Origin of the sequence: Streptomyces sp. NPDC058052 (assembly GCF_042885515.1) — a bacterium.
Classification (GTDB): Bacteria; Actinomycetota; Actinomycetes; order Streptomycetales; family Streptomycetaceae; genus Streptomyces.
In genome coordinates, this window is record NZ_JBHVRX010000052.1 from 18,995 (window position 1) to 41,835 (window position 22,841).

At 72.8% G+C, this 22,841-nt stretch carries 23 protein-coding genes and 2 pseudogenes; 11 read left to right on the top strand and 14 right to left on the bottom strand.

From position 1 onward, the window contains the following. Positions 1-12 precede the first annotated feature (12 nt). Positions 13-750: an IucA/IucC family C-terminal-domain containing protein gene (locus tag ACFVU3_RS38095; RefSeq protein ID WP_390073396.1), complete on the bottom strand. Its 738-nt coding sequence runs from the start codon at positions 748-750 to the stop codon at positions 13-15. A gap of 370 nt (positions 751-1,120) precedes the next feature. Between ACFVU3_RS38095 and ACFVU3_RS38100 the strand changes: the two genes are divergently transcribed. Then, complete coding sequence (locus tag ACFVU3_RS38100) at positions 1,121-2,116, top strand: DMT family transporter (RefSeq protein ID WP_390073375.1); 996 nt, start codon at positions 1,121-1,123, stop codon at positions 2,114-2,116. Here ACFVU3_RS38100 and ACFVU3_RS38105 read toward each other — a convergent pair. The 3 genes from ACFVU3_RS38105 to panD form a co-directional block, all read right to left on the bottom strand. After that, on the bottom strand, positions 1,997-3,484 hold the full coding sequence (locus tag ACFVU3_RS38105; protein ID WP_390073376.1) for a transglycosylase family protein: 1,488 nt from the start codon (positions 3,482-3,484) through the stop codon (positions 1,997-1,999). The genes ACFVU3_RS38100 and ACFVU3_RS38105 overlap by 120 nt on opposite strands. A gap of 572 nt (positions 3,485-4,056) precedes the next feature. Continuing rightward, entirely contained in the window at positions 4,057-4,416 is a 360-nt protein-coding gene (locus ACFVU3_RS38110) for a GNAT family N-acetyltransferase (RefSeq protein WP_390073377.1), read from the bottom strand. A 17-nt stretch (positions 4,417-4,433) separates the two neighbouring features. Continuing rightward, complete coding sequence (panD, locus tag ACFVU3_RS38115) at positions 4,434-4,859, bottom strand: aspartate 1-decarboxylase (RefSeq protein WP_390073378.1); 426 nt, start codon at positions 4,857-4,859, stop codon at positions 4,434-4,436. A 367-nt stretch (positions 4,860-5,226) separates the two neighbouring features. Here panD and ACFVU3_RS38120 point away from each other — a divergent pair, with 367 nt between their 5' ends. From ACFVU3_RS38120 to ACFVU3_RS38130, 3 genes are read left to right on the top strand one after another with little or no spacing between them, the layout of a single operon-like run. After that, positions 5,227-5,625 carry a hypothetical protein gene (locus ACFVU3_RS38120; protein WP_390073379.1) on the top strand — a complete coding sequence of 133 codons (399 nt, stop codon included), beginning with the start codon at positions 5,227-5,229 and terminating at the stop codon, positions 5,623-5,625. Between the two features lie 51 nt (positions 5,626-5,676). Further along, positions 5,677-6,105, top strand: a complete 429-nt coding sequence (locus ACFVU3_RS38125; RefSeq protein ID WP_390073380.1) for a hypothetical protein — start codon at positions 5,677-5,679, stop codon at positions 6,103-6,105. A gap of 10 nt (positions 6,106-6,115) precedes the next feature. Next, a complete protein-coding gene (locus ACFVU3_RS38130) occupies positions 6,116-6,745 on the top strand; it encodes a hypothetical protein (protein WP_390073381.1) in 630 nt (209 codons plus the stop codon). 244 nt (positions 6,746-6,989) lie between these two features. Here the strand turns inward: ACFVU3_RS38130 and ACFVU3_RS38135 are convergent. After that, positions 6,990-7,781: pseudogene (locus ACFVU3_RS38135) on the bottom strand (APC family permease); the annotation flags it as partial. Positions 7,782-7,973: 192 nt separating this feature from the next. Between ACFVU3_RS38135 and ACFVU3_RS38140 the strand changes: the two are divergent. Continuing rightward, positions 7,974-8,156 carry a hypothetical protein gene (locus ACFVU3_RS38140; protein ID WP_390073382.1) on the top strand — a complete coding sequence of 61 codons (183 nt, stop codon included), beginning with the start codon at positions 7,974-7,976 and terminating at the stop codon, positions 8,154-8,156. Positions 8,157-8,261: 105 nt separating this feature from the next. On the opposite strand, the gene ACFVU3_RS38145 is transcribed toward ACFVU3_RS38140, so the two are convergent. From ACFVU3_RS38145 to ACFVU3_RS38165, 5 genes are all read right to left on the bottom strand, one after another. Next, complete coding sequence (locus ACFVU3_RS38145; RefSeq protein ID WP_390073383.1) at positions 8,262-8,678, bottom strand: universal stress protein; 417 nt, start codon at positions 8,676-8,678, stop codon at positions 8,262-8,264. 1 nt (position 8,679) lies between these two features. Continuing rightward, positions 8,680-10,182 carry an APC family permease gene (locus ACFVU3_RS38150; protein ID WP_390073384.1) on the bottom strand — a complete coding sequence of 501 codons (1,503 nt, stop codon included), beginning with the start codon at positions 10,180-10,182 and terminating at the stop codon, positions 8,680-8,682. A 149-nt stretch (positions 10,183-10,331) separates the two neighbouring features. After that, a complete protein-coding gene (locus ACFVU3_RS38155; RefSeq protein ID WP_390073397.1) occupies positions 10,332-11,414 on the bottom strand; it encodes a PP2C family protein-serine/threonine phosphatase in 1,083 nt (360 codons plus the stop codon). Between the two features lie 165 nt (positions 11,415-11,579). Beyond that, positions 11,580-11,804, bottom strand: coding sequence for a hypothetical protein (locus ACFVU3_RS38160; RefSeq protein WP_390073385.1), 225 nt, complete (start codon positions 11,802-11,804; stop codon positions 11,580-11,582). Between the two features lie 389 nt (positions 11,805-12,193). Next, positions 12,194-12,439 carry a hypothetical protein gene (locus ACFVU3_RS38165; protein WP_390073398.1) on the bottom strand — a complete coding sequence of 82 codons (246 nt, stop codon included), beginning with the start codon at positions 12,437-12,439 and terminating at the stop codon, positions 12,194-12,196. Between ACFVU3_RS38165 and ACFVU3_RS38170 the strand changes: the two genes are divergently transcribed. The 5 genes from ACFVU3_RS38170 (at position 12,327) to ACFVU3_RS38190 (ending at position 18,132) form a co-directional block, all read left to right on the top strand. Then, on the top strand, positions 12,327-13,457 hold the full coding sequence (locus ACFVU3_RS38170) for an MFS transporter (protein WP_390073386.1): 1,131 nt from the start codon (positions 12,327-12,329) through the stop codon (positions 13,455-13,457). The two genes, ACFVU3_RS38165 and ACFVU3_RS38170, sit on opposite strands and share 113 nt — an antisense overlap. Before the next feature lie 170 nt (positions 13,458-13,627). Continuing rightward, positions 13,628-15,478, top strand: a complete 1,851-nt coding sequence (asnB, locus tag ACFVU3_RS38175; RefSeq protein ID WP_390073387.1) for an asparagine synthase (glutamine-hydrolyzing) — start codon at positions 13,628-13,630, stop codon at positions 15,476-15,478. Between the two features lie 159 nt (positions 15,479-15,637). Beyond that, complete coding sequence (locus ACFVU3_RS38180; protein ID WP_390073388.1) at positions 15,638-15,847, top strand: hypothetical protein; 210 nt, start codon at positions 15,638-15,640, stop codon at positions 15,845-15,847. Beyond that, positions 15,834-17,315: an amidase gene (locus tag ACFVU3_RS38185; RefSeq protein WP_390073389.1), complete on the top strand. Its 1,482-nt coding sequence runs from the start codon at positions 15,834-15,836 to the stop codon at positions 17,313-17,315. The genes ACFVU3_RS38180 and ACFVU3_RS38185 overlap by 14 nt, the downstream gene beginning before the upstream one ends. Further along, a complete protein-coding gene (locus ACFVU3_RS38190) occupies positions 17,305-18,132 on the top strand; it encodes a thioesterase family protein (protein WP_390073390.1) in 828 nt (275 codons plus the stop codon). The genes ACFVU3_RS38185 and ACFVU3_RS38190 overlap by 11 nt, the downstream gene beginning before the upstream one ends. Positions 18,133-18,209: 77 nt before the next feature. Here the strand turns inward: ACFVU3_RS38190 and ACFVU3_RS38195 are convergent, their stop codons facing one another. Next, positions 18,210-19,424, bottom strand: coding sequence for a cytochrome P450 (locus ACFVU3_RS38195; RefSeq protein ID WP_390073391.1), 1,215 nt, complete (start codon positions 19,422-19,424; stop codon positions 18,210-18,212). 125 nt (positions 19,425-19,549) lie between these two features. Here ACFVU3_RS38195 and ACFVU3_RS38200 point away from each other — a divergent pair, with 125 nt between their 5' ends. After that, the gene (locus tag ACFVU3_RS38200) at positions 19,550-20,464 is read left to right on the top strand and encodes a LysR substrate-binding domain-containing protein (protein WP_390073392.1); all 915 of its coding nucleotides are present in this window, start codon (positions 19,550-19,552) and stop codon (positions 20,462-20,464) included. Positions 20,465-20,603: 139 nt separating this feature from the next. Here the strand turns inward: ACFVU3_RS38200 and serA are convergent, their stop codons facing one another. The 3 genes and pseudogenes from serA to ACFVU3_RS38215 form a co-directional block, all read right to left on the bottom strand. After that, positions 20,604-22,193 (bottom strand): phosphoglycerate dehydrogenase, encoded by a 1,590-nt coding sequence (gene serA, locus ACFVU3_RS38205; RefSeq protein WP_390073393.1) that lies wholly within the window; start codon positions 22,191-22,193, stop codon positions 20,604-20,606. Positions 22,194-22,270: 77 nt separating this feature from the next. Beyond that, positions 22,271-22,594: a ferredoxin gene (gene fdxA, locus ACFVU3_RS38210; protein ID WP_390073394.1), complete on the bottom strand. Its 324-nt coding sequence runs from the start codon at positions 22,592-22,594 to the stop codon at positions 22,271-22,273. 32 nt (positions 22,595-22,626) lie between these two features. Continuing rightward, positions 22,627-22,841: pseudogene (locus ACFVU3_RS38215) on the bottom strand (2-oxoacid:ferredoxin oxidoreductase subunit beta); the annotation flags it as partial.

The following is a 22,841-nucleotide window of genomic DNA, read 5'->3' on the forward strand; positions in this document are numbered from 1 at the left end:
GACGTGTCAACTTTACGGAGCCGGGGCCCGCCGCTCCAAACCCGTTCCGGGGGCGTGGTCGAACACACAGTCGCCGCAGAGGCCGCCGGAGGGGCAGCGGTAGTAGAGGCAGCAGCTCGTGCGGCGCAGCGCGGGGCCGCGGACGGTGCGGGCCAGATCGGGATGGTCGAAGAGGCCCCGGACGAGCACGGCGGCCCGGTCGGCGACCTCCGGCCGGTCGTGGGCGCGGGCCCATCGGGTCAGTTCGCGCAGCGCGCCGGCGAGCGCCGATCCGGCGTTGCCCCACAGCAGCCGGGGCGAGATCCGCCCGTCGCGGGCGAAGGCTTCGTGCAGCGGGACGAGGTGCGCCTCGTGGACGGCCTCGCGGAGCGCGGCGACGGTGCCGGGACGGGTGCCGGCGCCGTCGCCGGCCCACCAGAGGTCGTCGGGCGAGGTGAGGGCCGGGTCCCAGTGCAGGGTGGCGGGGTCGAGGGCGGGGAAGCGGCCGTGCAGGGCGGCCGGTCCGAGCGCCGTGGACCAGAGGCGGGCGGCCAGCCCGAGGTGGGCGACGGAGGCGCCGACGCGCCGCTCGGGCGCGCCGAGCCGGGCGGCGACCCGGTCGACGCGCGCGTGCAGGGGCGCGTCGTCGGCCGGGTCCTCGCCGGCGTAGAGCCGGGCGAGGGGGCGGTGGTCGCCGCCGGCGGGCGGCGGGGCGGTCCTGAGGGCGAAGAAGCCGCCGAGGGAGGCGGCCTCGGCGAGCTCCTCCGAGATCGTCCCGGAGACGCGCTCCCGCGTCCCGGCGGGCGGGTTGTCGTCGGGATCCACCGTCTCCCTCTCGGTCTCCCCCGCCGGTACGGCTCCGGCGGCGCGGGCCCACCGTATCCCGGGGGCACCCGGGGCCCCGCGGGCCAAAGTGGACCGCTCGGTGCGGCCAGTGGCTCGGGATGTGGCTCCCGCCGGGGGGACGCGCGCGGGCTCGGTACCGCTTTCCCGGACCGGTTCCTCCTGATTCGACCCACTCTGACCTGCGGTGGCGTACGCCTCCGGGTGTACGCGATCTCCGCGTACTGCGTCGGCGGTACCGGTGAGGGGGTTCCCTGGTCTGACGACGGGAACGGTCCGGCGAGCGATCGTGGAGGGTATGAGTCCCCTGCTGCTGTCCGTCGTCCTGTCACTGGTCTCCGCGGTCGCGTACGCGGGTGCGGCGATCGTGCAGGAGCGGGTCGCGGCGACCGCCTCCGGGCCGACGTACGCGCCGCTGCGCAATCCGGTCTGGTGGGGCGCCGTGCTGCTCAACGGGCTGGGCGCGGCCCTGCACGTGGTCGCCCTCGCCTATGGACCGCTCAGCGTGGTACAGCCGCTGGGCGCGCTGACCATCGTCTTCGCGCTTCCCATGGCCGCCCTGTTCGTGCGCCGGCCGGCGGGGCGGCGGGCCTGGCACGGGGCGCTGATGGCCACGGCCGGGCTGGCCGGTCTGTTGAGCGTGACCGACGGCGGCGAGGGCCGCACCCCCGACGGCGGGGAGCGCTGGCTGCTGGCCGGGGCGACGTTCGCCGCGGTGGCGGCGCTGTTCGTGCTGGCCCGGCTCGTCGGACGGTCCGTGCTGCGCGGGGTGGCGCTGGCGGCGGCCGCCGGTGTGGCCTTCGGGGTGGCGTCGGTCTTCACGAAGGCGGTGGCCGAGGAGTGGTCGGCGGACGCGCCGCTCGCCGAGTGGGGCTCGGCGCTGGTCCTGTCGGCGCTCGCCGTCACCGGGCTGCTGCTCTCCCAGGCGTCCTACCGGGGTGCCGGCCTTGCCGCCCCGCTGGCCACGGTGACGGTGGTGAACCCGGTGGTGGCCGCCACCGTCGGCCTCACCCTCTTCGGCGAGGGCTTCCGGTACGGGGCGGCGGGCACCGTGGCGGCGCTGGTCTGCGGCGCGGTCGCGGCGGGCGGGCTGGTCGAGCTGACCCTCGACCGGCTGGCCCGCCCGGGCGCGGACGGGCCCTCCGCGTCAGAGGGGTCAGAGGCGTCAGAGGCTTCAGATGGAGACGCCGCGGGCCCTGAGGTAGGCGAGGGGGTCGATGTCGGAGCCGTACCCGGGACCCGTCCGTACCTCGAAGTGGAGGTGCGGTCCCGAGCTGTTGCCGGTCGATCCTGAGCGCCCGATGCGCTGACCGCCGGTGACCCGCTGCCCCTCCCGGACCGAGAGTGCGGAGAGGTGGGCGTACTGGCTGTAGCGGCCGTCGTCGTGGCGGACGACGATCTGGTAGCCGTACGCGCCGCCCCAGCCGGCGGAGACGATCCGGCCGTCCGCGACGGCCTTCACGGTGGTGCCGGTGGGCACGGGGAAGTCGACCCCGGTGTGGTACCCGCTGGACCAGGACGAGCCGGGCTTGCCGTACCGGGTCCCGACGCCGGCGGCGACGGGGGCGGAGTAGCGGTCCTCGCGGGACGCGGCCGGCCTGGACTCGGGCTTGCTCTGCGGCCGGGGCTTGCTCTGCGGCTTCGCCTGGCTCTGGGGCTTGGGCCGGCTCTGAGGCTTCGCCTGGCTCTGCGGCTTCGGCCGACTCTGCGGCTTCGCCTGGCTCTGGGGCTTCGCCTCCGGCCTGGTCACCGGCTTGGTCACCGGCTTGGGCCGGGGCGTGACCGGGGGCTTCGCGGCGGGCTTGGCCGGCGCCTGGGCCGCCGCCTTGACCGGGGGCTTGGCCTGCGGACGGGCGTCCGCCGTGGCGGTGTGGCGCTGCGCGACCGGCTTGACGGCCGGGAGCTTCGCGGTGGCCGGCGGCTTCGGGTCCGCCGGCGGACGGGCGGAGGGCAGGCGCGGGGACGACGGGCGGGCGCTCGGCGTGGCCGCGGGGCGGGGCGGGGCGGCGATCCGCAGGGTGAGGCGCTGGCCGGGGAGGATCAGGTCGGGGTCGTCCCCGACGACCTTGCGGTTGATCTCGTACAGGCGCTGCCAGCCGCCGCGGACGCGCTCGTCGCGGGCGATCTCGGAGAGCGAGTCGCCGGGCGTGACCGTGTACATCTCGCGGACGGTCGGCACGGTCGTCGGCCCGGCCTCCGCGGGTTCCTTCGGCAGCGCGCGCTGCGCGGGCAGGGAGGTGGTCCGTACGTCGTTCCCGCCGCCGGAGGCGTCCGGTGCGGGGCCGCCGCGGGCGAGTCCGGCACGGCTGCCGCAGGACGGCCAGGCGCCCGGACCCTGGCCCTTCAGGACCCGTTCGGCGACGGCGATCTGCTGGTCCTTCGAGGCCAGGTCGGCGCGGGGAGCGAACTCGCGGCCGCCGTACGCCTCCCAGGTGGACTGGCTGAACTGGAGGCCGCCGAAGTAACCGTTGCCGGTGTTGATGCGCCAGTTGGAGGAGGACTCGCAGGACGCGACCTTCTCCCACACGTCGAGCGAGGCCGCCTCGGCGGCGCCTGCGCCGATGAGCGGCAGCGCGATGCCGGCCCCTCCGACGGTGGCGGTGAGCGAGGCGCGGTTGATCCGGCTCGGCTGGTGGCGGCGGTGACGTCCGCGTACGGCCATGGGCCCCCCTAGAACACAGCGACAGCGGTCCAAGTTACGGGGGTCGCACGCTGCGTGACAAGCCGGTTGCGGAAGTCCGCCAGGTCGGTGGACTGCCCTGCGTCACCCGGGTGTTGACGCTCGCGCCCGCCCTTCGCCGGCCCCGCCGAGCCCGGCGGGGCCGGGCTGCGGCTGGGGTTCCGGAGAAGGCACGGGCCCGCCGGGCTGAGGCGGCCCGGGCGGGGCCGGCTCGGGCGGCACGGGCACCGGGTTGGGCGGCGGCACCGGCGGGGGCGACGGCGTCGGCGGCGGGATGGGCGAGGGCGGCAGCGGGTCGGGATACGGATGGGTCATGACGGACCTCCCGGTCGACGGCCCCCCGCGGTCTCCCCCTACCCTCCAGGGTGGCACCGGCGGCGGGGCCCCGACCCGCGAACGCCTCCGTACGGGTCACGCGCGCGGGCGCACCGCACCGCGAGGCGGGCGGCGGCCAGTGGGCGAGGGCCACGCGCGGGCGCGGCCTCACCCGGCGGGCCGAGCCCTCGCGGCCCTCCTGGCGTGCGGGGGCCCCGTGCGCGGGCGCCGACGCGGGCTCACCACAGACCGGGCGTGGCGGCCAGCTGCCGCTTCGCCGCGCGGACCACTTCGCCGGAGGCCGGCGGGGCCTCCTCGGGATGACGCTCGGCCCACTTGGCGGCGTACGGGCAGAGCGGTACGACGGGGACGCCCTCGCGGGCGGCGATCGCGTAGAACTCGCGCACGAGCGCGCCCGCGATCCCCCGGCCCTCGTGGTCGGCGTCGACGACCGTGTGAACGGCGACGAGCGCGTGCGGCTCCTCGTCGAGGGCGAAGAAGACGATCACGCCGGCGAAGACGTCGTCGACGTACGCCTCGAGGCGCCCCTTCTCCCGCACGTCCCGAATGACGGGTCCGGCCGACTGCTGCTCCGCCATGCGCCGCTCTCCCTGGGTCAGGCCGGTGCCGGCACCGCGTGCGGCGGGCGCACGGTGTCGCTGCCGGGCACGGGCGCCGAGGTGTCGGCACCCAGCTCCACGATGCGGTTCGCGCCGTCGACGTGCACGACGCGCGGCACGTACGCGCGCGCCTCGGCGTCGTCCATCTGCCCGTAGCTGATGAGGATCACCAGGTCCCCCGGGTGCACCAGGTGGGCGGCGGCACCGTTGATGCCGATCACCCCGGACCCCCGCTCCCCCGCGATGGTGTACGTCTCCAGCCGCGCGCCATTCGTGATGTCGACGATGTGGACGAGCTCGCCCGGCAGCAGATCGGCGGCGTCCAGCAGATCCGCGTCGACGGTCACGGAACCGACGTAGTGGAGGTCCGCCTGGGTGACGGTCGCGCGGTGGATCTTGGACTTGAATATCGTTCGAAGCATTGAGGTACTCCTGGACATAGGCTCCCTGCCTGCGTTTTTGCAGGTCAAGGGCTGTTTCCACACCTTACAGCGAGTCGCAGGTTCGGGCACCTGCCGCTAGGTTCTTCAGGGCTCACGCTGACCACTTGCCGACTTTCCTGACAGGTCATCAGGCATACGGGAAGAGCCTCGCCCACCCGTCCGACCTCCGCCGCGGTGACCCCCACAAGCCTACGCACCCCTCCCCTACGAGCCCTCGTGACCATCGTCACCCTGACAGCGCAACGGCGCCCCGGCGTACACGCGAACTCAGCCGCAGCACTCTTCGAAGCAGCGCGGCCACCTACGAGTGAATCCCGGTTCCGCACAGCCGACGCCTCTCGCGACGATGACGGGCGATGCGAACACGGCACAGCGGGCCGAGCTGCGGCGGCTGTGGACATCGCTGAGCCCCCAGGCCCGTGCGGAGTTGTGGACCGGGCACAGGGACGGCCTTCTCGCGGCGGGACTGCTCGCTCCGACCATCAAGAAGGCCGCCCCCGACCGGGGCTCCGGGCCCCACGGTGTCGAAGATCCGGGAGCCGAGGAGCGCAGAACCCGGGAGAAGATGAACCTGATCGCCGAGGCCGCCGACTGGAAGGGCGACAACGACGCCGCGCGGCACATGGCGCACTACCTCGGGAACAGCGGGACGGACATGGATCTGCCCGTCGACACAATGATGTCGGACGTGCCCCACTTCAACGCGCACATCGAGGACGGCATCAGGGAACATCAGGCGGCTTGACGCGACGACGCTCTCGCGGAGTTCCGGCGCAATGGCGGACAACCCGTCTCGATGCCGGTGGAGACCGGAAACCGCGACTTCTCCTTCACACAGGACGTCGACAACAACTGGTTCTACGCAGTCGGGTCCACCCGGTCGAACGTGACCGGGGTGGTCACCGTCATACCGGACGAGAACGGGCAGCCCAGGGTCGGTCTCGACTACCAGGCCAACGCCTGGGACCGCTACAACTGGGACGAGAGCAAAGGCGTGACCATCGATCTCCCGTGGGGCGGCGAAATGAGCAATCCGGACGGTCAGATGGCCCGTCTCCACACCACGGGCATCGCCCAGGAGTTCGACATGGCGGGCAGCAGCTCCGTCAAACACGACGATCTGGGCGGACCCGCCCCGAACCAGGGCTCTCTGCCACAGCCGGACCAACCGGGCCGCGAGGGCGACCGGACGGATCCGGGTCGCGAGCAGCAGGAAGCGCGATAGAGGATCACAGATGGACACCTCCCCCCGGACCGCTGCCGACACCCGGCCCGTGCGCCGCCGTCGTGTGCCGGTCGCAGTCGTCGTCGCTGCGGTCTTCCTCGGCTGCGTCGCCACCGCCATCGGTGTGGTGTCCTGGGTCGCCGATGACGTGTCGTCGGATCTGGCGGACCAGGAAATGACGTGCTGCTGGGAAGATGGGGCCACACCCGCCTGGATGAGCGACCAGCTCGGTATCCGCATTCCGGAGGGAGCCTCGGACCGGCGGTCGGGCTACAAGACCGGCCGGCGTTACGACACCGGCCTGCTCGCCTTCGTCCTGCCGAGCGAGGACGCCGAGCGGTACACGGGCAGACTCATCCGGAGCGGCACCGAGATGATCGGGAACGCGCACCCCGAGGAGAAGGGCTACCGGCCCGCCGCCGCCTTTGGTCACCTCGGACTGCCCGAACCCGAGACGCTCGTCCAGGGCCTCCGGAAGGCCAGCCTGTGCCCGGACGACCTGGCGTCCCCGGAGGGCGAATACCTCCAGCGCTGCGTCGACCTCTTCGCCCACGAGTTCACACCCGGCACCACGCGGATCTACGTCCGGTCGACCATCGAACCGTCCATCACGCCTCCACCCGCGAGCAGCGCTCCGTAAGCCCGTCGCGCGGGCATCGCGGAAAGGCCGGCGGAACCCCTGCTCTGTACCGCTGTCACCGCCAGGAGCACGGGCGCGGCCAGGACGACGGCGTATGAGCGCACTGCGGCCGAGTGGGAGCGGGTGCGGCTGGTGCCGCCGATCCGGGCGCACTCGGGGTGGCGCGGAGCGCTGCCTCGCCCCGCCGGCCGGCTCACCGAAAGCCTGCTCGTCATCGCCGCACGCCCGATCCTGCCGAGCATCACAGCCCGCCCAGCGCCACCTCCGCCCGCATCGCCCGCCGGGCGGCCGGCGCCCGGAAGGACGGCACCGCGTTGGCGATGGCCTCGACTCCGGTCAGCGCGGAGCAACCGGAGGCGAACGCCTTCAGCAGGAGCAGGGCGCCGACGGTGGTGGCGTCGCCGGCGAGGACGGAGGCGTGTCCGTCGGAGGCGGCGGTGGAGACGGGGGCGTCGCGGAACAGGCCGACGGCGATCAGGACGAGGATCGCGACGACGAAGACGGCGGTCGGGAGGAGGAACGCGCGGGCGGAGTCGACGATCCCCCGCAGGTTCACCGCCGTGACGAGCGCGAGGACCGCCAGGCAGAGCCACAGCCGTTCCCCGTGCAGCCCGGGAAAGGCCGAGGTCAGGGCGGCCACGCCGGCCGTCACGGCCACGGCCACGTTCAGCACGTAGTCCAGGACCAGCGAACCGGCGGCCACCAGGCCGGTCCGCCGCCCCAGGTACGCCCTGGCGACGGCGTAGGAGCCGCCGCCGTCGGGGAAGGCGGCGATCACCTGCCGGTACGAGGCGACCAGCACGGCCAGCAGGCCGGCGATCGCCAGCGTCACCGGGAGCGTGAACCCGAGCCCGTACCCGCCGGCCGCCGCGAGCACCAGGACGATCGCCTCGGGGCCGTACGCCACCGACGCCATCGCGTCCAGGGAGAGCGCGGCGAGGCCGGTGACGGCGGTCAGCTTGTGCCGCGCCCCGGGATCGGGCGGCTCCTCGGCGCCGGGTACGGCGCCCTTCTCGGCGGTCACGGTGGTGGTCATGCGGAGGAACTCCTTCGGATCGGACTCCGCTCAGCGTCCGCCCCGGCCCGGGCGTGTCGGCGCTTCCTGGCGCGTTCTTGGCGCCGCCCGCCGTTCCTCTGACAACTCCTTGACGGATGCGGGGCGTCAGGGACGCGTGAAGACTTCACGGGCGACGGCCGCCCCGCCCGATCGCGCCCTACAGTGCGCCCCATGAGCCGAAACGACGGGCGCCTGCCTTCCGATCACCGCGTGCGCCGGTACTCGGTCGCGTTCGGCGGCGGCGCCCTCCTCGCGAGCTCGCTCGGGCTCGGCCTCGACGCCCTGTGGCTGCTCGGCGCCGGCGCGTGGCTCCTGATCGCGGCCGTCCTCCTGGAACTGGTCTACCGTCCTTGATCACCCGCGCCGGCCGGCTCCAGGGCCCCGTCCTTCGCGGATCGGCTCCAGCGAACCCCGGCGCGCCGGGAGGGGCGGCTCCGGTGTGCCGCGGGCAGGCAGCGCTCACTCCTCGGGCGGGACGCAGAGCACGGGGACCGTGGACATGTGCAGGAGCTTGTGGGGCGTGGAGCCGAGGAGGGCGCCGCGGATCGGGCTCTCGCCCCAGCTGCCGACCACGATGACGCGTGCGGCGTGGCGGTTCGCCGCTTCGATCAGGGCCTGGGCGGGCTTCTCGTCGATCACCTCGACGACGGTCGGTACGCCCGCCCGGTCCGCCTCCGCGACCGCGTGCTCCAGGCCGGTGCGGCCGGCCTGGCGGATGGCCTCGTAGTGGGACGCGTACTCCTCGCCCGTCGGACCGGGTGCCGCGGCTCCGTAGACCAGGACGAGTCGCTCGCCGAAGGCGGCGGCCACCTCCACGGCGATGCGCAACGCCCGGGCGGCTCCGGGGGATTCGTCGTAGCCCAGGACGATCGACATCTCAGGACTCCTTGCCGTGGCCGTGGACCAGGTCGGGGTCGGCGACGCCCGGCCGCTCGCGCCAGAACACGGGGGAGCGCAGGCGCCACACGAACATGATGAGCACGCCGGTGACGGCGATGCCGATGCCGATGACGAGCGGGGGGCCGAGCCCGAACCACGACGTGCCGCTGTAGGAGTTCTCGGGGTCGGCCATGTCGGAGACCGACCGCACCAGGAGCCACGCCAGCAGTCCGGCACCGATCAGGGGGCCGAGCCCGATCAGCAGGAAGTTGTGGACGCTTTCGAGGAGATGGCGGCGGTAGTAGACCGCGCAGGCCAGGCCGGTGAGGGCGTAGTAGAAGGAGATCAGCAGCGAGAGCGCGGTGAGCGAGTCGAAGAGGGCGTTCTCGCTGATCTGGCTGACCACGAGGTACCAGGCGATGGCGATGCCGGCGACCCACCACGTGCTGACGTCGGGGGTGCGGAAGCGCGGGCTGATGTGGCTGTAGTGCGCGGGCAGCGCCCGGCGGCGCGCCATGGACAGCGCGGTGCGCGAGGCCGGGATGATCGTGGTCTGGGTGGAGGCGATGGCGGAGGTGGAGACGGCGAGCAGCAGGATCCAGTCCCAGCCGCCCAGGACGTCCCCGGCAAGCTGGGCGAAGACGAACTCCTCCTCGCCGGCGTTCTCCGACAGGAACGCCGGGCCGGCGTACGCCACGACCGCGAACCCCACGGAGACGTAGGTCACGAGGAGGACGACGGTCGACCAGAGCCCCGCCTTGCCGGGCGCGCTCGCGGAGTCCTTGACCTCTTCGGTGAGGTTGACCGCGGACTCCCAGCCCCAGTAGATGAAGACACCGAGCAGCAGCCCGCCGGTCAGTGCCGCGCCGCCGGCGCCGAACGGATTGAGCCAGCTGAATTCCGGTTCGGCCGAGGGGTACTTGCTCGTCCCGTTGTAGACGGCGTAGAGGGCCACGGCCACGAAGATCAGCAGACAGGCGACCTGCGCGAGGATGAGGACGTTCTGCACCTTGGCCGACAGCTCGGTGCCGATGACGCACACGGCCGTCATCACCAGGATGAGCAGCACGGTGAGCAGTTGGCGTACGAAGGTGTTGTCCACCCAGCCGTCGAGGCCGAAGGCGAGCAGGGCGAAGCTCACGGCCACGTCCGCGAGCGAGCCGACGACCAGGACTCCGGTCATCGCGATGGCCCATCCGCCGAGCCAGCCGGCCCAGGGACCCATGGCGCGGGTGACCCAGGAGAAGGTCGTCCCGCAGTCCTGGTCGACCTTGTTGAGGTAGTAGAACGCCGAGGCGATGAGCAGCATCGGCACGAAGGAGGCGACCATCACGCCCGGCGCGTAGATGCCGACGAGGGCGACGATCGGGCCGATGACGGCCGCGAGCGAGTAGGCGGGGGAGGTGGAGTTGAGTCCGATGACGAGCGCGTCCACAAAACCGATCGCGTCGGACTTCAGACCCACGGGGCGCCCGGCGGGCGCGGCATCCTCGGCGGCCATGTTCCCTCGCTCTCGACGAGCCCGTCAGAACGGCGAGACCTACGCCTTCATCGTAGGGAGGGTCGACCTGACGCGCATGTGCCGTCGGCCGTCCGGTCACGGCTCGCGCGGCCTTCAGAGTGCCGTGAACCCCTGTGCACGGGCGGAGCTCAGGCGCCGGCCGGGCCCTGTGGCGCGGGGGCGACCCGCTGTACCGCGACGAGCGCCGCGTCGTCGCCGAGATGGCCACCGGCATATGCCTGGAGGTCGGCCCGCAGCCGGTCGAGCAGGACCGCCGGGTCGTCCCCGGCCCAGGCGGCGAGCCGCTCCGTCAGGGGGTAGAAGGCGCGCGTGCGGTCGCGCGCCTCGGTCACCCCGTCCGTGTACAGGAGCAGCACGTCCGAGGCGGCGAAGGGGAAGGTGTCGACCCTCGCGTCCGCCGCGAGGACGTCCGAGAGCCCGAGCGGCGGACTCGCGCCGGCCGTGTCGAGCGGGATCACCCGCCCCCGGCTGAGGAGCAGCGGCGGCGGGTGACCGCAGTTCACCAGCCGGACGACCGGCTCGTGGTCGGGGATGTCGAGGACCAGCGCGGTGACGAACGCTTCGTCGGCGGCGTCGGGACGGGCCGGCGTCGCCTCGCGGTCCCGCCCGTCCGGGCCGACTCCCGCTTCCAGCTGTGCGACCAGCTCCGGCAGTCCCGGTTCCCGGCGGGCCGTGACGCGGAAGGCGCCCAGGACGAGCGACGCCTCGCTGATCGCGTCGAGCCCCTTGCCCCGGGCGTCGCCGATGAGCAGCCGGGTCCCGGACGCCGTACGGGCGGCGGCGTACAGGTCGCCGCCCATCTGCGCCTCCTCCTCGGCCGCCAGATAGACCGAGGCGATCCGCAGGGGGCCGGCCCGCGCGGGAAGGGGGGGCAGGACGACGCTCTGGGCGGCGTGGGCGATCGAGCGCAGGCGCGCCACCCGGCTCTCGCTGCGTTCGCGCAGGTGGGCGAAGAACGTCGCGATGACGGAGATCAGGACGAGGGCGACGATCTGGTAGGTGTGGTTGAGGTCCGTGACGCTGGTCCGGGCGACGGCCACCACCGTCTGCGCGACGACCGCGACCGCCCCGACGAACGCCGTCGCCCGGGGACCCGCGAAGGACGCGGTGACCGCGGGCGCGGCGATCAGGAACGGCCCCAGATGCACCTCGGGCGGGACCAGGACGTCCACCACCGTGACGACCGCGATCAGGGCGAACGGCACCGCCAGCAGCAGCCGCCTCCCCCCACCCCGTGGAGGGCGGGCGGCGAGGGCTCGACGGAAACGGTGCACAGAGAAGGCATACCCCAGGTGCCGGGGTCTGTCCTGTCGTCCCCCGTACGACGTGCCCGGCGCGGCGGCGGACACGGCGTGCGCCGGTTCGCCCGGGCAGGGTCAGCGGGGCGCCGGGCCCCGTCCGGTCATCTCGTCGAGGACGCGCTCCCACTCGACGGCGTACCGCTCCAGCCGTTCCCGCCGCATGGCCGTCTCCCCGCAGTACACGCGGGTGCTCCCGCACCGGCTTCGCGCCTCGTCCTTCCTCAGGACGACCTCTTCACGAGGGAGCCCCCCGGCCATTTCCCGCACTTTTCTCCGCACCACCTCGTCGGACTCGAACACGCTTCCCCTCCATTCGGCAGCGGGCCTCCGCGGAGCATCTCGACCGCACGACGGCGCGCCGACACCATAAGCGCTGCGGAACGCACTGAACAACAACGGACGGATTCCCCGCCCGGCAGATTCGCGACATGAACCTTCGTCCGCGGAATAGGGAAGTCGCCCCCGGCACCGACAGATGAGCGACTTGGCTAAGTCGTCACGGGTCTCGGAGGGTTCCCGTGCCCCATGCCTCCATCTGTCGCCCCGTCACACTCTCCCAAGGTCCCATCTGACCTGTGCAAACGTGCCGCGACGGGGCCGCGTCGGCGGAGCTGGGCCGCGCCGGGCCGCCCGAGGAGTGGTTGATGGTGTCGGGAATCTGCCAGAGGATGGCGCCCGTTCCTGCTGGACTAGAGAGCACGCTCCGCATGTGAGGCCCAACTCAGGACGGAAATCATGTCCACAGCAACCACCTCTTCTGTCCGGTCCCCCGCAGCACCGGATCGCTCGCCCCTGGTTTCCTGGCTCGCGGTCATCTCGATCATGCTGGGGATTTTCTCCATCGTCACCACCGAAATCCTTCCGATCGGACTGCTCACCTCGATCGGATCGAGTTTCACCATCTCGGACGGAATGGCTGGTCTCATGATGACCATGCCCGGATTCCTGGCCGCGATCTCCGCTCCTGTCGTCACGGTGGCCACGGGACGGATCGACCGGCGGGTCATGCTGGGTGTGTTCATCCTCCTGTTGGCGCTGGCCAATTTCCTCGCCGCCGTCGCGACGAGCTACTGGCTGGTCCTGGTCTCCCGTGTCATGGTCGGCATCACCATCGGCGGTTTCTGGTCCATCGGAGCCGGGCTCGCGAGCCAGCTCGTGCCCGCGAAGTCCGTGGGCCGGGCGACCTCGGTGATCTTCTCCGCGGTACCGCTCGGCTCCGTGCTCGGCGTACCGCTGGGCACGTTCATCGGTGACATCGCGGGCTGGCGGACCGCGTTCCTCGTCATGGGCGTCTTCACGCTGGCCGTCCTCGTCCTCCTGCTCGCGGTCGTCCCGCCGCTCCCCGCCCACCAGGCGACCCGCCCGGACGTCCTGCGCGGCATGCTCCGCAGCGTCAACACCCGCTTCGCGCTGGTGATGACCTTCCTCGTCGTCCTCGCCCACTTCGGCACGTACACCTACGTCACCCCCTTCCTGGAGCAGGTGACCCACGTGAGCTCGGGTCTCATCACGGTCTACCTGCTCATCTACGGAGCGGCCGGCATCGCCGGCAACTTCCTCGGCGGATCGACGGTCGGCCGCTACCCGCGGGCCACCTTCGCCGCGGCCGCCGCCCTGATCGCCGGCTCGACCCTGCTCCTCCCCGTCCTCGGCGGGTCGGACGTGGGCGCGGTCGCCCTCCTGGTCGTCTGGGGCGTCGCCTACGGAGCCGTACCGGTGTGCTCGCAGACGTGGTTCTCCAAGGCCGCCCCCGACAACCCCGAGGCGTCCTCCGTCCTCTTCACCGCCTCCTTCCAGGCCACCATCTCCATCGGAGCCCTGGTCGGAGGAGCCGTGCTCGACCGCTCCTCGCCCTCCACCGTCATGGTGCTGGGCGGTCTGGCGGCCCTCCTGATGGTGCTGGTGGCCTGGGCGCACCGGGCGGGACGGCACACGTGGCCCGAGGCCGCCTAGCCCGACCGCACCGAGGCGCCCGGTCCCTCCCGCACCTGTCCCACAGCGTGCGTGCTCTCGTCCCGCCGCGGCCGGCCCAATTGGCCGCGGCGGGCCGCACCTTCCCTTTCCTCTCCCGGATCCTCTCGATGAGCCAGGTGCTCACGTCCTACCTAAGGAGAACGTCGCTTATGTGCGGCATTGCGGGCTGGATAGATTTCGGGCGCGATCTCACCCAGGAGCGCGCGGTCGTCGACGCCATGACGCAGACGATGGCGTGCCGCGGTCCCGACGCCGAGGGCGTGTGGATCGAGCGGCACGCCGCCATCGGACACCGCCGGCTCTCCGTCATCGACCTGGAGGGCGGGCGCCAGCCGATGACCGCCGAACAGGACGGGCGCACCCTGGCGGTGCTGACCTTCAGCGGGGAGATCTACAACTACCGCGAGCTGAGGGCCGAACTGATCTCGCGCGGACACCGCTTCCGCACCGAGAGCGACACCGAGGTGGTCCTCCAGGGCTACCTGGAGTGGGGCGAGGGCGTCGTCGACCGGCTCAACGGCATGTTCGCCTTCGGCGTCTGGGACGTCCGGACGCAGGAACTGCTCCTGGTGCGCGACCGGATGGGCGTGAAGCCGCTGTACTACTTCCCCACGGCGGACGGCGTCCTGTTCGGCTCGGAACCCAAGGTCATCCTGGCCAACCCGGAGATCCCCCGCCGGGTGGACGCGAACGGCCTGCGCGAGCTGCTCGACATGGTGAAGACCCCGGAACACGCCATCTTCACGGGCATGTACGAGATCCGTCCGGGGCACACCGTCCGGGTCCGCCGCCAGGGGCTCGTCAAGCGCCGCTACTGGGCGCTGGAGGCGCGGGAGCACACGGATTCCCTGGAGACGACGATCGAGACGGTCCGGGGGCTCCTGGACGACATCGTCGGCCGGCAGCTCATCTCCGACGTCCCGCTGTGCAGCCTGCTCTCCGGCGGTCTGGACTCCTCCGCCGTCACCGCGCTGGCGGCCAAGGCGCTGGCCGCCCGGGGCACGGGGCCGGTGCGCTCGTTCTCGGTCGACTTCGTCGGCGCCGAGGAGAACTTCGTCCCGGACCCCCTGCGGGCGACGCCGGACGCCCCGTTCGTCCGCGACCTGGCCCAGCACGTGGCGGCGGAGCACAAGGAGATCCTGCTCAACAGCGACGACCTCAGCGACCCCGGCGTCCGGGCCGCCGTCCTCGCCGCCACCGACCTGCCGCCCATGTGGTACGGCGATCTGTGGCCGTCCCTGTACCTGCTCTTCAAGGCGGTCCGGGAGCGGTCCACCGTGGCCCTGTCCGGCGAGTCGGCCGACGAACTCTTCGGCGGGTACAGCTGGTTCCACGACCCCGAGGTCCTCACGGCCGAGACGTTCCCGTGGCTCACCTCGACGCCGGGCCCCTTCTACGACGGGACGCCGCTCTTCGACGGCGGGCTGCTGCGCACGCTCGACATCCCCGGCTACCGGCGGTCGAGCTACGGCGACGCCCTCGCCGAAGTACCGGTCCTCCCGGGCGAGACGGGCCTGGAGAAGCGGATGCGGGAGATCAGCTACCTGAACCTGACCCGCTTCCTCAACACCCTCCTCGACCGCAAGGACCGGATGAGCATGGCCGTCGGCCTGGAGGTGCGCGTCCCCTTCTGCGACCACCGGCTCGTGGAGTACGTGTTCAACGCCCCCTGGGCCATGAAGACCTTCGACGGACGCGAGAAGAGCCTGCTGCGCGCGGCCACCCGCGACGTGCTGCCCGAGTCGATCGTGCGGCGGGTGAAGGCTCCGTACCCGAGCACCCAGGACTCCGGGTACGAGAAGAAGCTCCGCGACCGGCTCGCGGAGATCCTCGGCCGCGGCGACGCCCCCGTCCTGCCGCTCCTCGACGAGGAACGCGTCCGCGGCCGGCTCGACGGCGGCATCAGCACCGCCAGCACCCAGATCACCCGCATCGATCTGGAGGTGCCGCTGTGGCTGAACGCCTGGCTGGAGTCGTACGGCGTCACCGTCGACCTGTAGGCGCGGTTCCCGCACAGCCCCGTGATCGGCCGGCCCGCGTCCGGCCGTAGGGCACGCACTCTCCCGGTGGCCCCCGCATCCCCCGTCGGGGGCCACCGGGCTTCTTCGCGCCGGCGAGGAACCCGGCATCCGGCTCCGCTCACCCGGAAGGCATCCCCGATGGACGCTGCGAGACCGTACCGCCCGTCCGCGCGATCCGTACCGCCGCCGCGAGGCCGTTCCCGGGAAGCGGCCGAGTTCGCCGCCCACCTCGGGCGCCTCATCGGGCGGCTGCGGACCCTGGACCTGCACGGCGCCGCCCCCGCTCCCGTCTTCCGGGTCCCGGCCGGCCCCGCTCCCGCCGCGGGAGGCTCCGATGCGGCCCTTTGAGCTCACCGTCGAGGAGGCCGCGGCGGCCATCGCGGCGCGCGCCCTGTCCCCCGTCGAACTCGTCGACTCCGTACTGGAACGGTGCGACGCCGTGGAGGACCGGCTCCACGCCTACGTGACCGTCAGGGCGCAGCAGGCGCGACGGGACGCACGGCGGGCGGAGCGGGAGATCCTCGGCGGTCTGCACCGCGGGCCGCTCCACGGCATCCCGTACGGCCTCAAGGATCTGATCGACGCCGCCGGGATCCCCACCGCCGCCGGCTCGCGGGCGTGGGCGGACCGGACGCCGGGACGGGACAGCACGGTGGCCGCGCGGCTCAGGGCCGCCGGCGCGATCCTGATCGGCAAGACCCACACCCATGAATGCGGCTACGGGCTGCTCACTCCGCAGACGGCCAATCCGTGGCACGCGGACGCCGTCGCCGGAGGATCCAGCGGCGGTTCCGCGGTCGCGGTGGCGGCCGGATCGGCGCTGTTCGCGCTGGGCACCGACACCGGGGGTTCGATCCGCGTCCCCGCGGCGCTCAACGGAACGGTCGGTCTCAAGCCCACCTACGGCCTGGTCTCCCGTCACGGGGTGGCGCCCCTGTCATGGTCCCTGGACCACGTCGGTCCCCTCACGCGGACCGTACGGGACGCCGACACCGTGCTGCGGGTCCTGGCCGGCCACGACCCGTCGGACCCCGCCAGCGCGACCGCGCCGGCCCACCGGTCCGCGGCGCGCCCGGACACGCCCGGGGTGCGCGGGGTGCGCGGGCTGCGCGGGGTGCGCGTCGGGGTGCCCGGCAACTACTGCTTCGACCACGTCGATCCGCAGGTAGAGGCCGCCGTCCGGGCCACGGTCGACCTGCTGGGAGAGCTCGGTGCCACGGTGGTGCCCGTGGAGCTTCCGCTGGTCGAGTACGTCGAGGCGACGCAGTGGGGCCTGATGGCGCCCGAGGCGTCGGCGGTCCACGAGGAGACGCTGCGGGCGACGCCCGACCTGTACGGCCCGGACGTCCGGCTCCTCCTGGAGGCGGGACGCCATGTGTCCGCCCTGGACTATCTGCGGGCCCAGCGCACGCGGTCCCTCATCGGCGACGCGTGGACCCGGCTCTTCGACGGCGTCGACGTGGTCGTCGCCCCCACGACCCCGATCACGGCGGCGCGGCGCGGCCAGGAGACCGTGCGCTGGCCGGACGGCGTGACCGAGACGGTCACCGACGCCTACGTCCGGCTGTGCTCCCCCGCCAACATCACCGGTCTCCCCGCGCTCTCCCTCCCGGTCGGCAGGGACTCCGCGGGTCTTCCCATCGGCGCGCAGCTGATCGCCGCCCCGTTCGCGGAGTCCGTGCTCTTCCGGGTGGGGACAGCGGTCGAGGATCATCGGACGGACGCCGTCGGCCTCGCCGGCGTACCCCAGGCGGACCTCATCCACCGTCCTCAGACGTCTGAGGCAGGACCCGGAGGCTCAACCCGTGAACAGTGAGTTCGTCCCGTCGCCCGAGGCGCTCCCCGCGGCCTTCTACCGTGCCCTCGGGGACGGCCGGTACGAGAGTACCCCGGCCACCGCGGGCCCGTGGAGCGCGAAGTCGCAGCACGCGGGGCCCCCTTCGGCCCTCGTGGGGCACGTGATGGAGCGGCACGCTCCCCGGCGGGGCATGCGGATCGCCCGCGTCACCGTGGAGCTGCTGCGCCCGGTGCCGGTCGCGGACCTGACGGTCGACGTGCGGACGGTGCGGTCCGGCGGCAGTGTCGAGCTGCTGGAGGGCGAGGTGTCGGCGGCGGGCGCCACGGTGCTGCTGGCCCGGGCCTGGCGGCTGGTCGCCGGCCCGGACGACACCCCGTCGCTGCGGCCCGTCCCGCCCGCCCCGGACCTGCCCGGGCCACAGCCGCCGCACACCATGGCCGACGCCCACCTGGACGGCTACGTCTCGGCGATGGAATGGCGGTTCGCGGACGGCCTCGGCTTCGACTCGCTCGGTCCGGGGACCGCCTGGGCCCGCCAGCGCATCCCGCTGGTGGCCGGCGTCGTGGACTCTCCGCTGACGAGGGCGCTGACGGTGGCCGACAGCAGTTGGGCCGTCGGCTTCGAACTGGACCACCACGCGCGGCTCGTCATCAACACCGACGTGACGCTCGCGCTGCACCGCGATCCCGTCGGGGAGTGGCTGTGCCTGCGCTCGCACACCGCCGCCAGTCCGGGCGGTTCGGGGCTGGCCCTCGGGCAGCTCGACGACGCGTCGGGGAGCTGCGGGCAGGTGGTGCAGACCCTGCTGGTCACCGAGCGGCGCGTCGGGCCGTGACCGGCCGTGCCGGGGGGCCGGCGGCGGCCGGCGGGGTGCGGCGCGCGCCCCGCCGGCCGCCGTTCGGATCCGGGGGGTCAGCCGGGCCACTCGACGAGGAGGCTCCTGGGGCCGCGGAAGGAGACGTTGGCGGGGAAGTCGAAGTCCTGGTCCTCCACCAGCCGCATGCCGGGGGCCCGTTGCGCCAGCAGGTCCAGGGCGACGCGGGCCTCCATCCGCGCGAGCGGCGCCCCGATGCAGTAGTGGATGCCCTTGCCGAAGGCGAGGTGCCGGCGGGCGTCGCCCCGGTGGATGTCGAAGGTCTCCGGGTCCTCGAAGTAGTTCGGGTCCCGGTTGGCCGCGCCGAGGAGGATCAGGACCTTGGCCTCGGCCGGGATCCGGACCCCGCCGACATCGACCGCCCGGGTGGTGATGCGCCGCCACGCGGGAATGCTGCTGTCGTAGCGCAGCAGTTCCTCGACCGCCTTGGCGACGAGCCCGCGGTCGGAGCAGATCGCGGCCCACTGCGCGGGATTGGCGAGCAGCTGGCGGATCGCGTTGCCGGTGAAACTGGTCGTGGTCTCGTGGCCGGCGAAGCTCAGCCCGTAGGCGACGTTCGTGATGTCTTCGAGGGACAGCGTGCCGGGGTTCTCCTGGTGGATGCGGATCAGGTCGCTCGTGAAATCGTCCACCGGTTCCGCGGCCCGCTTGGCCACGAAGTTCTCGCAGTATTCCCAGTAATGGGTCATGTTCGTGGCGATCTCGCGCTGCTCATCGCCGCTCGGCCGCCCCCAGCTGAACGCGATGCGGTTTCCGCACCAGCTCTTCAGCATGTCCATGTCCTCGTCGGGGAATCCGATGAAGGTGAAGATCATGTACGCGGGCAGCGGATAGGTCAGCGCGTCCACCAGGTCCACCCGCCCGGGCTCGATGGCGTCCACGAGCTCCGTGGCCTTGGCCCAGACCTTCGGCTCCAGCGTGGCGAGCCGCTTCGGTGAGAAGCCCGTCATGTTGTGCTTCCGGATGCGGGTGTGCCGGGGCGGGTCGCAGTCCGACATCACCGGATAGGCACGGAATCCGTTCCTCAGGATCTCCTGCGCCTCTTCCGACAACGGAAAGACCGGCCTCTGCCCGACGGCGGCGGAAAAGGTCCCCGGATCCTTGAGAACGGCCTCGATGTCGTCGTAGCGGGTGATCACCCACATGTCGATGGCGGCCGCGTAGAACGCGGGAGTCTCCTCCCTGACCGCGGAGTGGATCGGATAGGGATCGGATATGTAGGCGTCGCCAAGCGGGTCGAAACTGTGGTGCACCGGGCACCCAGAAGCCGAATTCATCGGCATCATCGCGCAACCTCCTCGACTTGGTCCTCCAAGTCTCCGTCATGACCCTCGCGTTGAAAAAGGGAGAATGATGAAGCGTGTTATGGGATTCCCTAATGACTGAGCGCATCAGCCTGCGCCGCCTGCACGCGTTCGTGGCGTGCGCCGAGGCCGGAACCATGACGGGCGCGGCACGGCGGCTGTTCGTGTCGCAGGGGGCGGTGTCGGTCGCGATCGCCCAGCTGGAGCGCCAGGTCGGCGTGCAGCTGCTGCTGCGCTCCAAGGCGAAGGGGCTGACGCTCACCGCGGCCGGCCGGCTGCTCCTGCCGGAGGCCCGGGCGCTGCTCGCCCGCGCCGACGAACTGCAGGCGGGGATGCGCGACCTGGGCGAGGCCCCGTCGGGTCGTCTGGTGATCGGCTGCTTCACCACCCTCGCCCCGTTCTTCCTGCCCCGGGTGCTGGAGGAGTTCCAGGCGGCCCATCCACAGGTGACCCTGGACTTCGTGGAGGGCTCGCTCACCGATCTGCAGCGGCGGCTGCGCGAGGGGGAGTGCGAGGTGGCCGTGGTGTACGGCGTCGACATCCAGGCCGGCATCGAGTACGACACGCTCTACCCGACCCGGCCGTACGTCCTGCTGCCGGCCGCTCATCCGCTGGCGGAGAAGGAGGAGATCCGGCTGGCCGATCTCGGCGACCACGACATGATCGCCCTCGATGTCCCGCCCAGCCTGCGCTACTTCAGCGAGGTGCTCGGTTCCGCCGGGGTGTCGCCCCGCATCCGGCACCGCACGGAGAGCTTCGAGACGGTGCGGAGCCTCGTCGCCCGGGGCGTCGGGTACTCCCTGCTCATCCAGCGCCCCGTCGCGGACGTCAGCTACGAGGGACGCGGCCTCGTGACCCGCGGGATACGGGACGGGATACGCCCGCTGGACGTCGTGCTGGCCCGCCCGGCGGGCGTCCGGCTGACCCGCCGGGCGGCGGCGTTCACCGCGTTCTGCCACGCCGCGGTGACGCGCCTGCCGAGGGAGTGACGGTCCCCGGGCCGCGGCTGCCGCGCGCTCCGGACGCCCGTACTCCCCCGCGCCGGGTCCGGCGCGAGGGAGTACGGGTTCCGCGGCGGGCGTGCGCCGGGCCGCGCCGTCGCCGCGACGACCGGGCGAGGGCGCCGGCCTACGGCTCCAGCCGTACGAAGCGCGCGGACGCCTCGTCGAGCGCGGCCACGAGCGCGTGCACGACGCCCTCGGGGACGTCGCTGTCGACGGACATGGCCGCCATCGCCCGTCCGGCCGCCCGGGCGACCTCCATGCCGGCGATGTTGACGCCGGCGGCGCCGAGGATCCGTCCCGCCCTGCCGATCGCGCCGGGTTCATCGGCGTACCAGAGGAAGAGCATGCGGCCCGCGAGGTCCAGGTCGGTCTCGTGCTCCCCTATCTCCACCAGCTTGTGGGTGCGCTTCCGGCCGGACAGCGCGCCGGCCACCGCCAGGGACGTGCCGTCGGGCAGAAGACCGCGGATCGCGAGGGCGTTGCGGTGTCCGGTGCTTTCGGAGCTGGTCGAGAAGCGCACGGAGACGCCGAGCTCGCGGGCGACCTCCGACGCGTTCACCGGCGACGGCGGCACGGAGGCCAGCCGGGTCAGCACCCCCGTGAGCGCGCATGCCTCCAGGACCGTGACGTCGCGACGGGTCACCTCCCCGCGGACCTCGACCTCCAGCCGAGCGGGCCGCCGGCGCCCCGCGAGTTCGGTGAAGACGCGCCCGAGGTCGCCGGCGAGCGCCAGATAGGGATGGACCTCCTCCGCGACCGGGCCTCCTCCCGGGGCGTTCACCGCGTCGGGCACCAGCTCCCCCGCGAGGGCCCGGCGCACCGAGTGCGCCACGGCGGTCCCGGCCTTCTCCTGCGCCTCATGGGTCGACGCGCCCAGATGCGGGGTGACCACCACGTTGTCGAGCCCGAACAGGGGGGAGGCGGTGCACGGCTCCACGGCGAACACGTCCAGCCCCGCTCCCGCGACGCGTCCGTCCTTGAGGGCCGCGGCCAGCGCCTCCTCGTCCACGATGCCGCCGCGCGCCGCGTTGACGATCCGTACCGAACGCTTGACGAGAGCCAGCTCCCGCTCGCCGACCAATCCGGCCGTCTCCGGTGTCCGGGGCAGGTGCACGGTGACGAAGTCGGCCTGCCGGAGCAGCTCGTCGAGCGGGACGAGGCGCGCGCCCGCCCGCACGGCCCGCTCCTCCGTGGCGTACGGGTCGTGGGCGAGGATCCGCATGCCGAACGCGGACATCCTCTGCGCCACCAGGGTGCCGATGCGGCCGAGGCCGATGACGCCCAGGGTCTTGTCCGCCAGCTCGACGCCGACGTACCTCCCCCGGTCCCACTCACCGCTCTTGAGCGAGAAGTCGGCCTGCGGGATGGTGCGGGCGGTGGACAGCAGGAGGCCGCAGGCCAGTTCGGCGGCGCTGACCACGTGGGAGACGGGCGCGGTGACGACCAGGATTCCGGCCCTGGTGGCCGCGGGGACGTCGATGTCGTCGAGGCCGGCGCCGGCCCGCGCCACGACGCGAAGGCGGCGCGCGGCGCCGATCACCTCGGCGTCCACGCGGGTGGCACCGCGCACCAGGAGGGCGTCCGCGTCGGCGACGGCGGCCAGCAGGGCCCGCCGGTCGGCCCCGGCGCAGTGCCGGACGTCGACGTCCGGGCCGAGCGCGGTGAGGGTGGCGGGCGAGAGTTCGTCGGCGATGAGGACGAGGGGCTTGGCCATGAGGGGAACTCGATCCGTGAAGGGCTCGCGCGGGCAGGAGTTGTCGAGCGGGGGCGGCGGTCCCGGCACCGGTCCGCTCAGCTCGGGGAGGGCTCGGGCACGGCCCGCACGACCGCGTGGTCCGTGGCGAGCGGGGCGGCGTCGCGCGCGCCGCCGGGGAGGCCCAGGCCGTCGAACGCCTCCCGGTCCACGACACGGAAGGCGCTGAAGTCCTCCGGCAGGTCGTCCTCGTAGAAGACCGCTTCGACGGGGCAGACCGGCTCGCAGGCTCCGCAGTCGACGCACTCGTCCGGCTGGATGTACATCTTGCGCGGACCCTCGTAGATGCAGTCGACCGGGCACTCCTCCAGGCATGCCTTGTCCTTGATGTCCACGCAGGGCTGAGCGATGACGTAGGCCATGGGTACCTCCGGTGTGAGCGTCCGCCGGGCTGTCAGCCGGCGACGGTCCAGGTGTCGTTGCCGGTGAGGAGCCGGGCGAGGTCGCCTTCGCCCTGGCGTTCTGTCGCGTGGTCGAGCTGCTCGGTCATGAGGGTGTCGTAGACCGGGCGTTGGACGGAGCGGAAGACGCCGATGGGGGTCTGGTGGAGGGTGTCGGGGTCGGCGAGGCGGGAGAGGGCGAAGGCGGTCGTGGGTGAGGCGGCGTGCG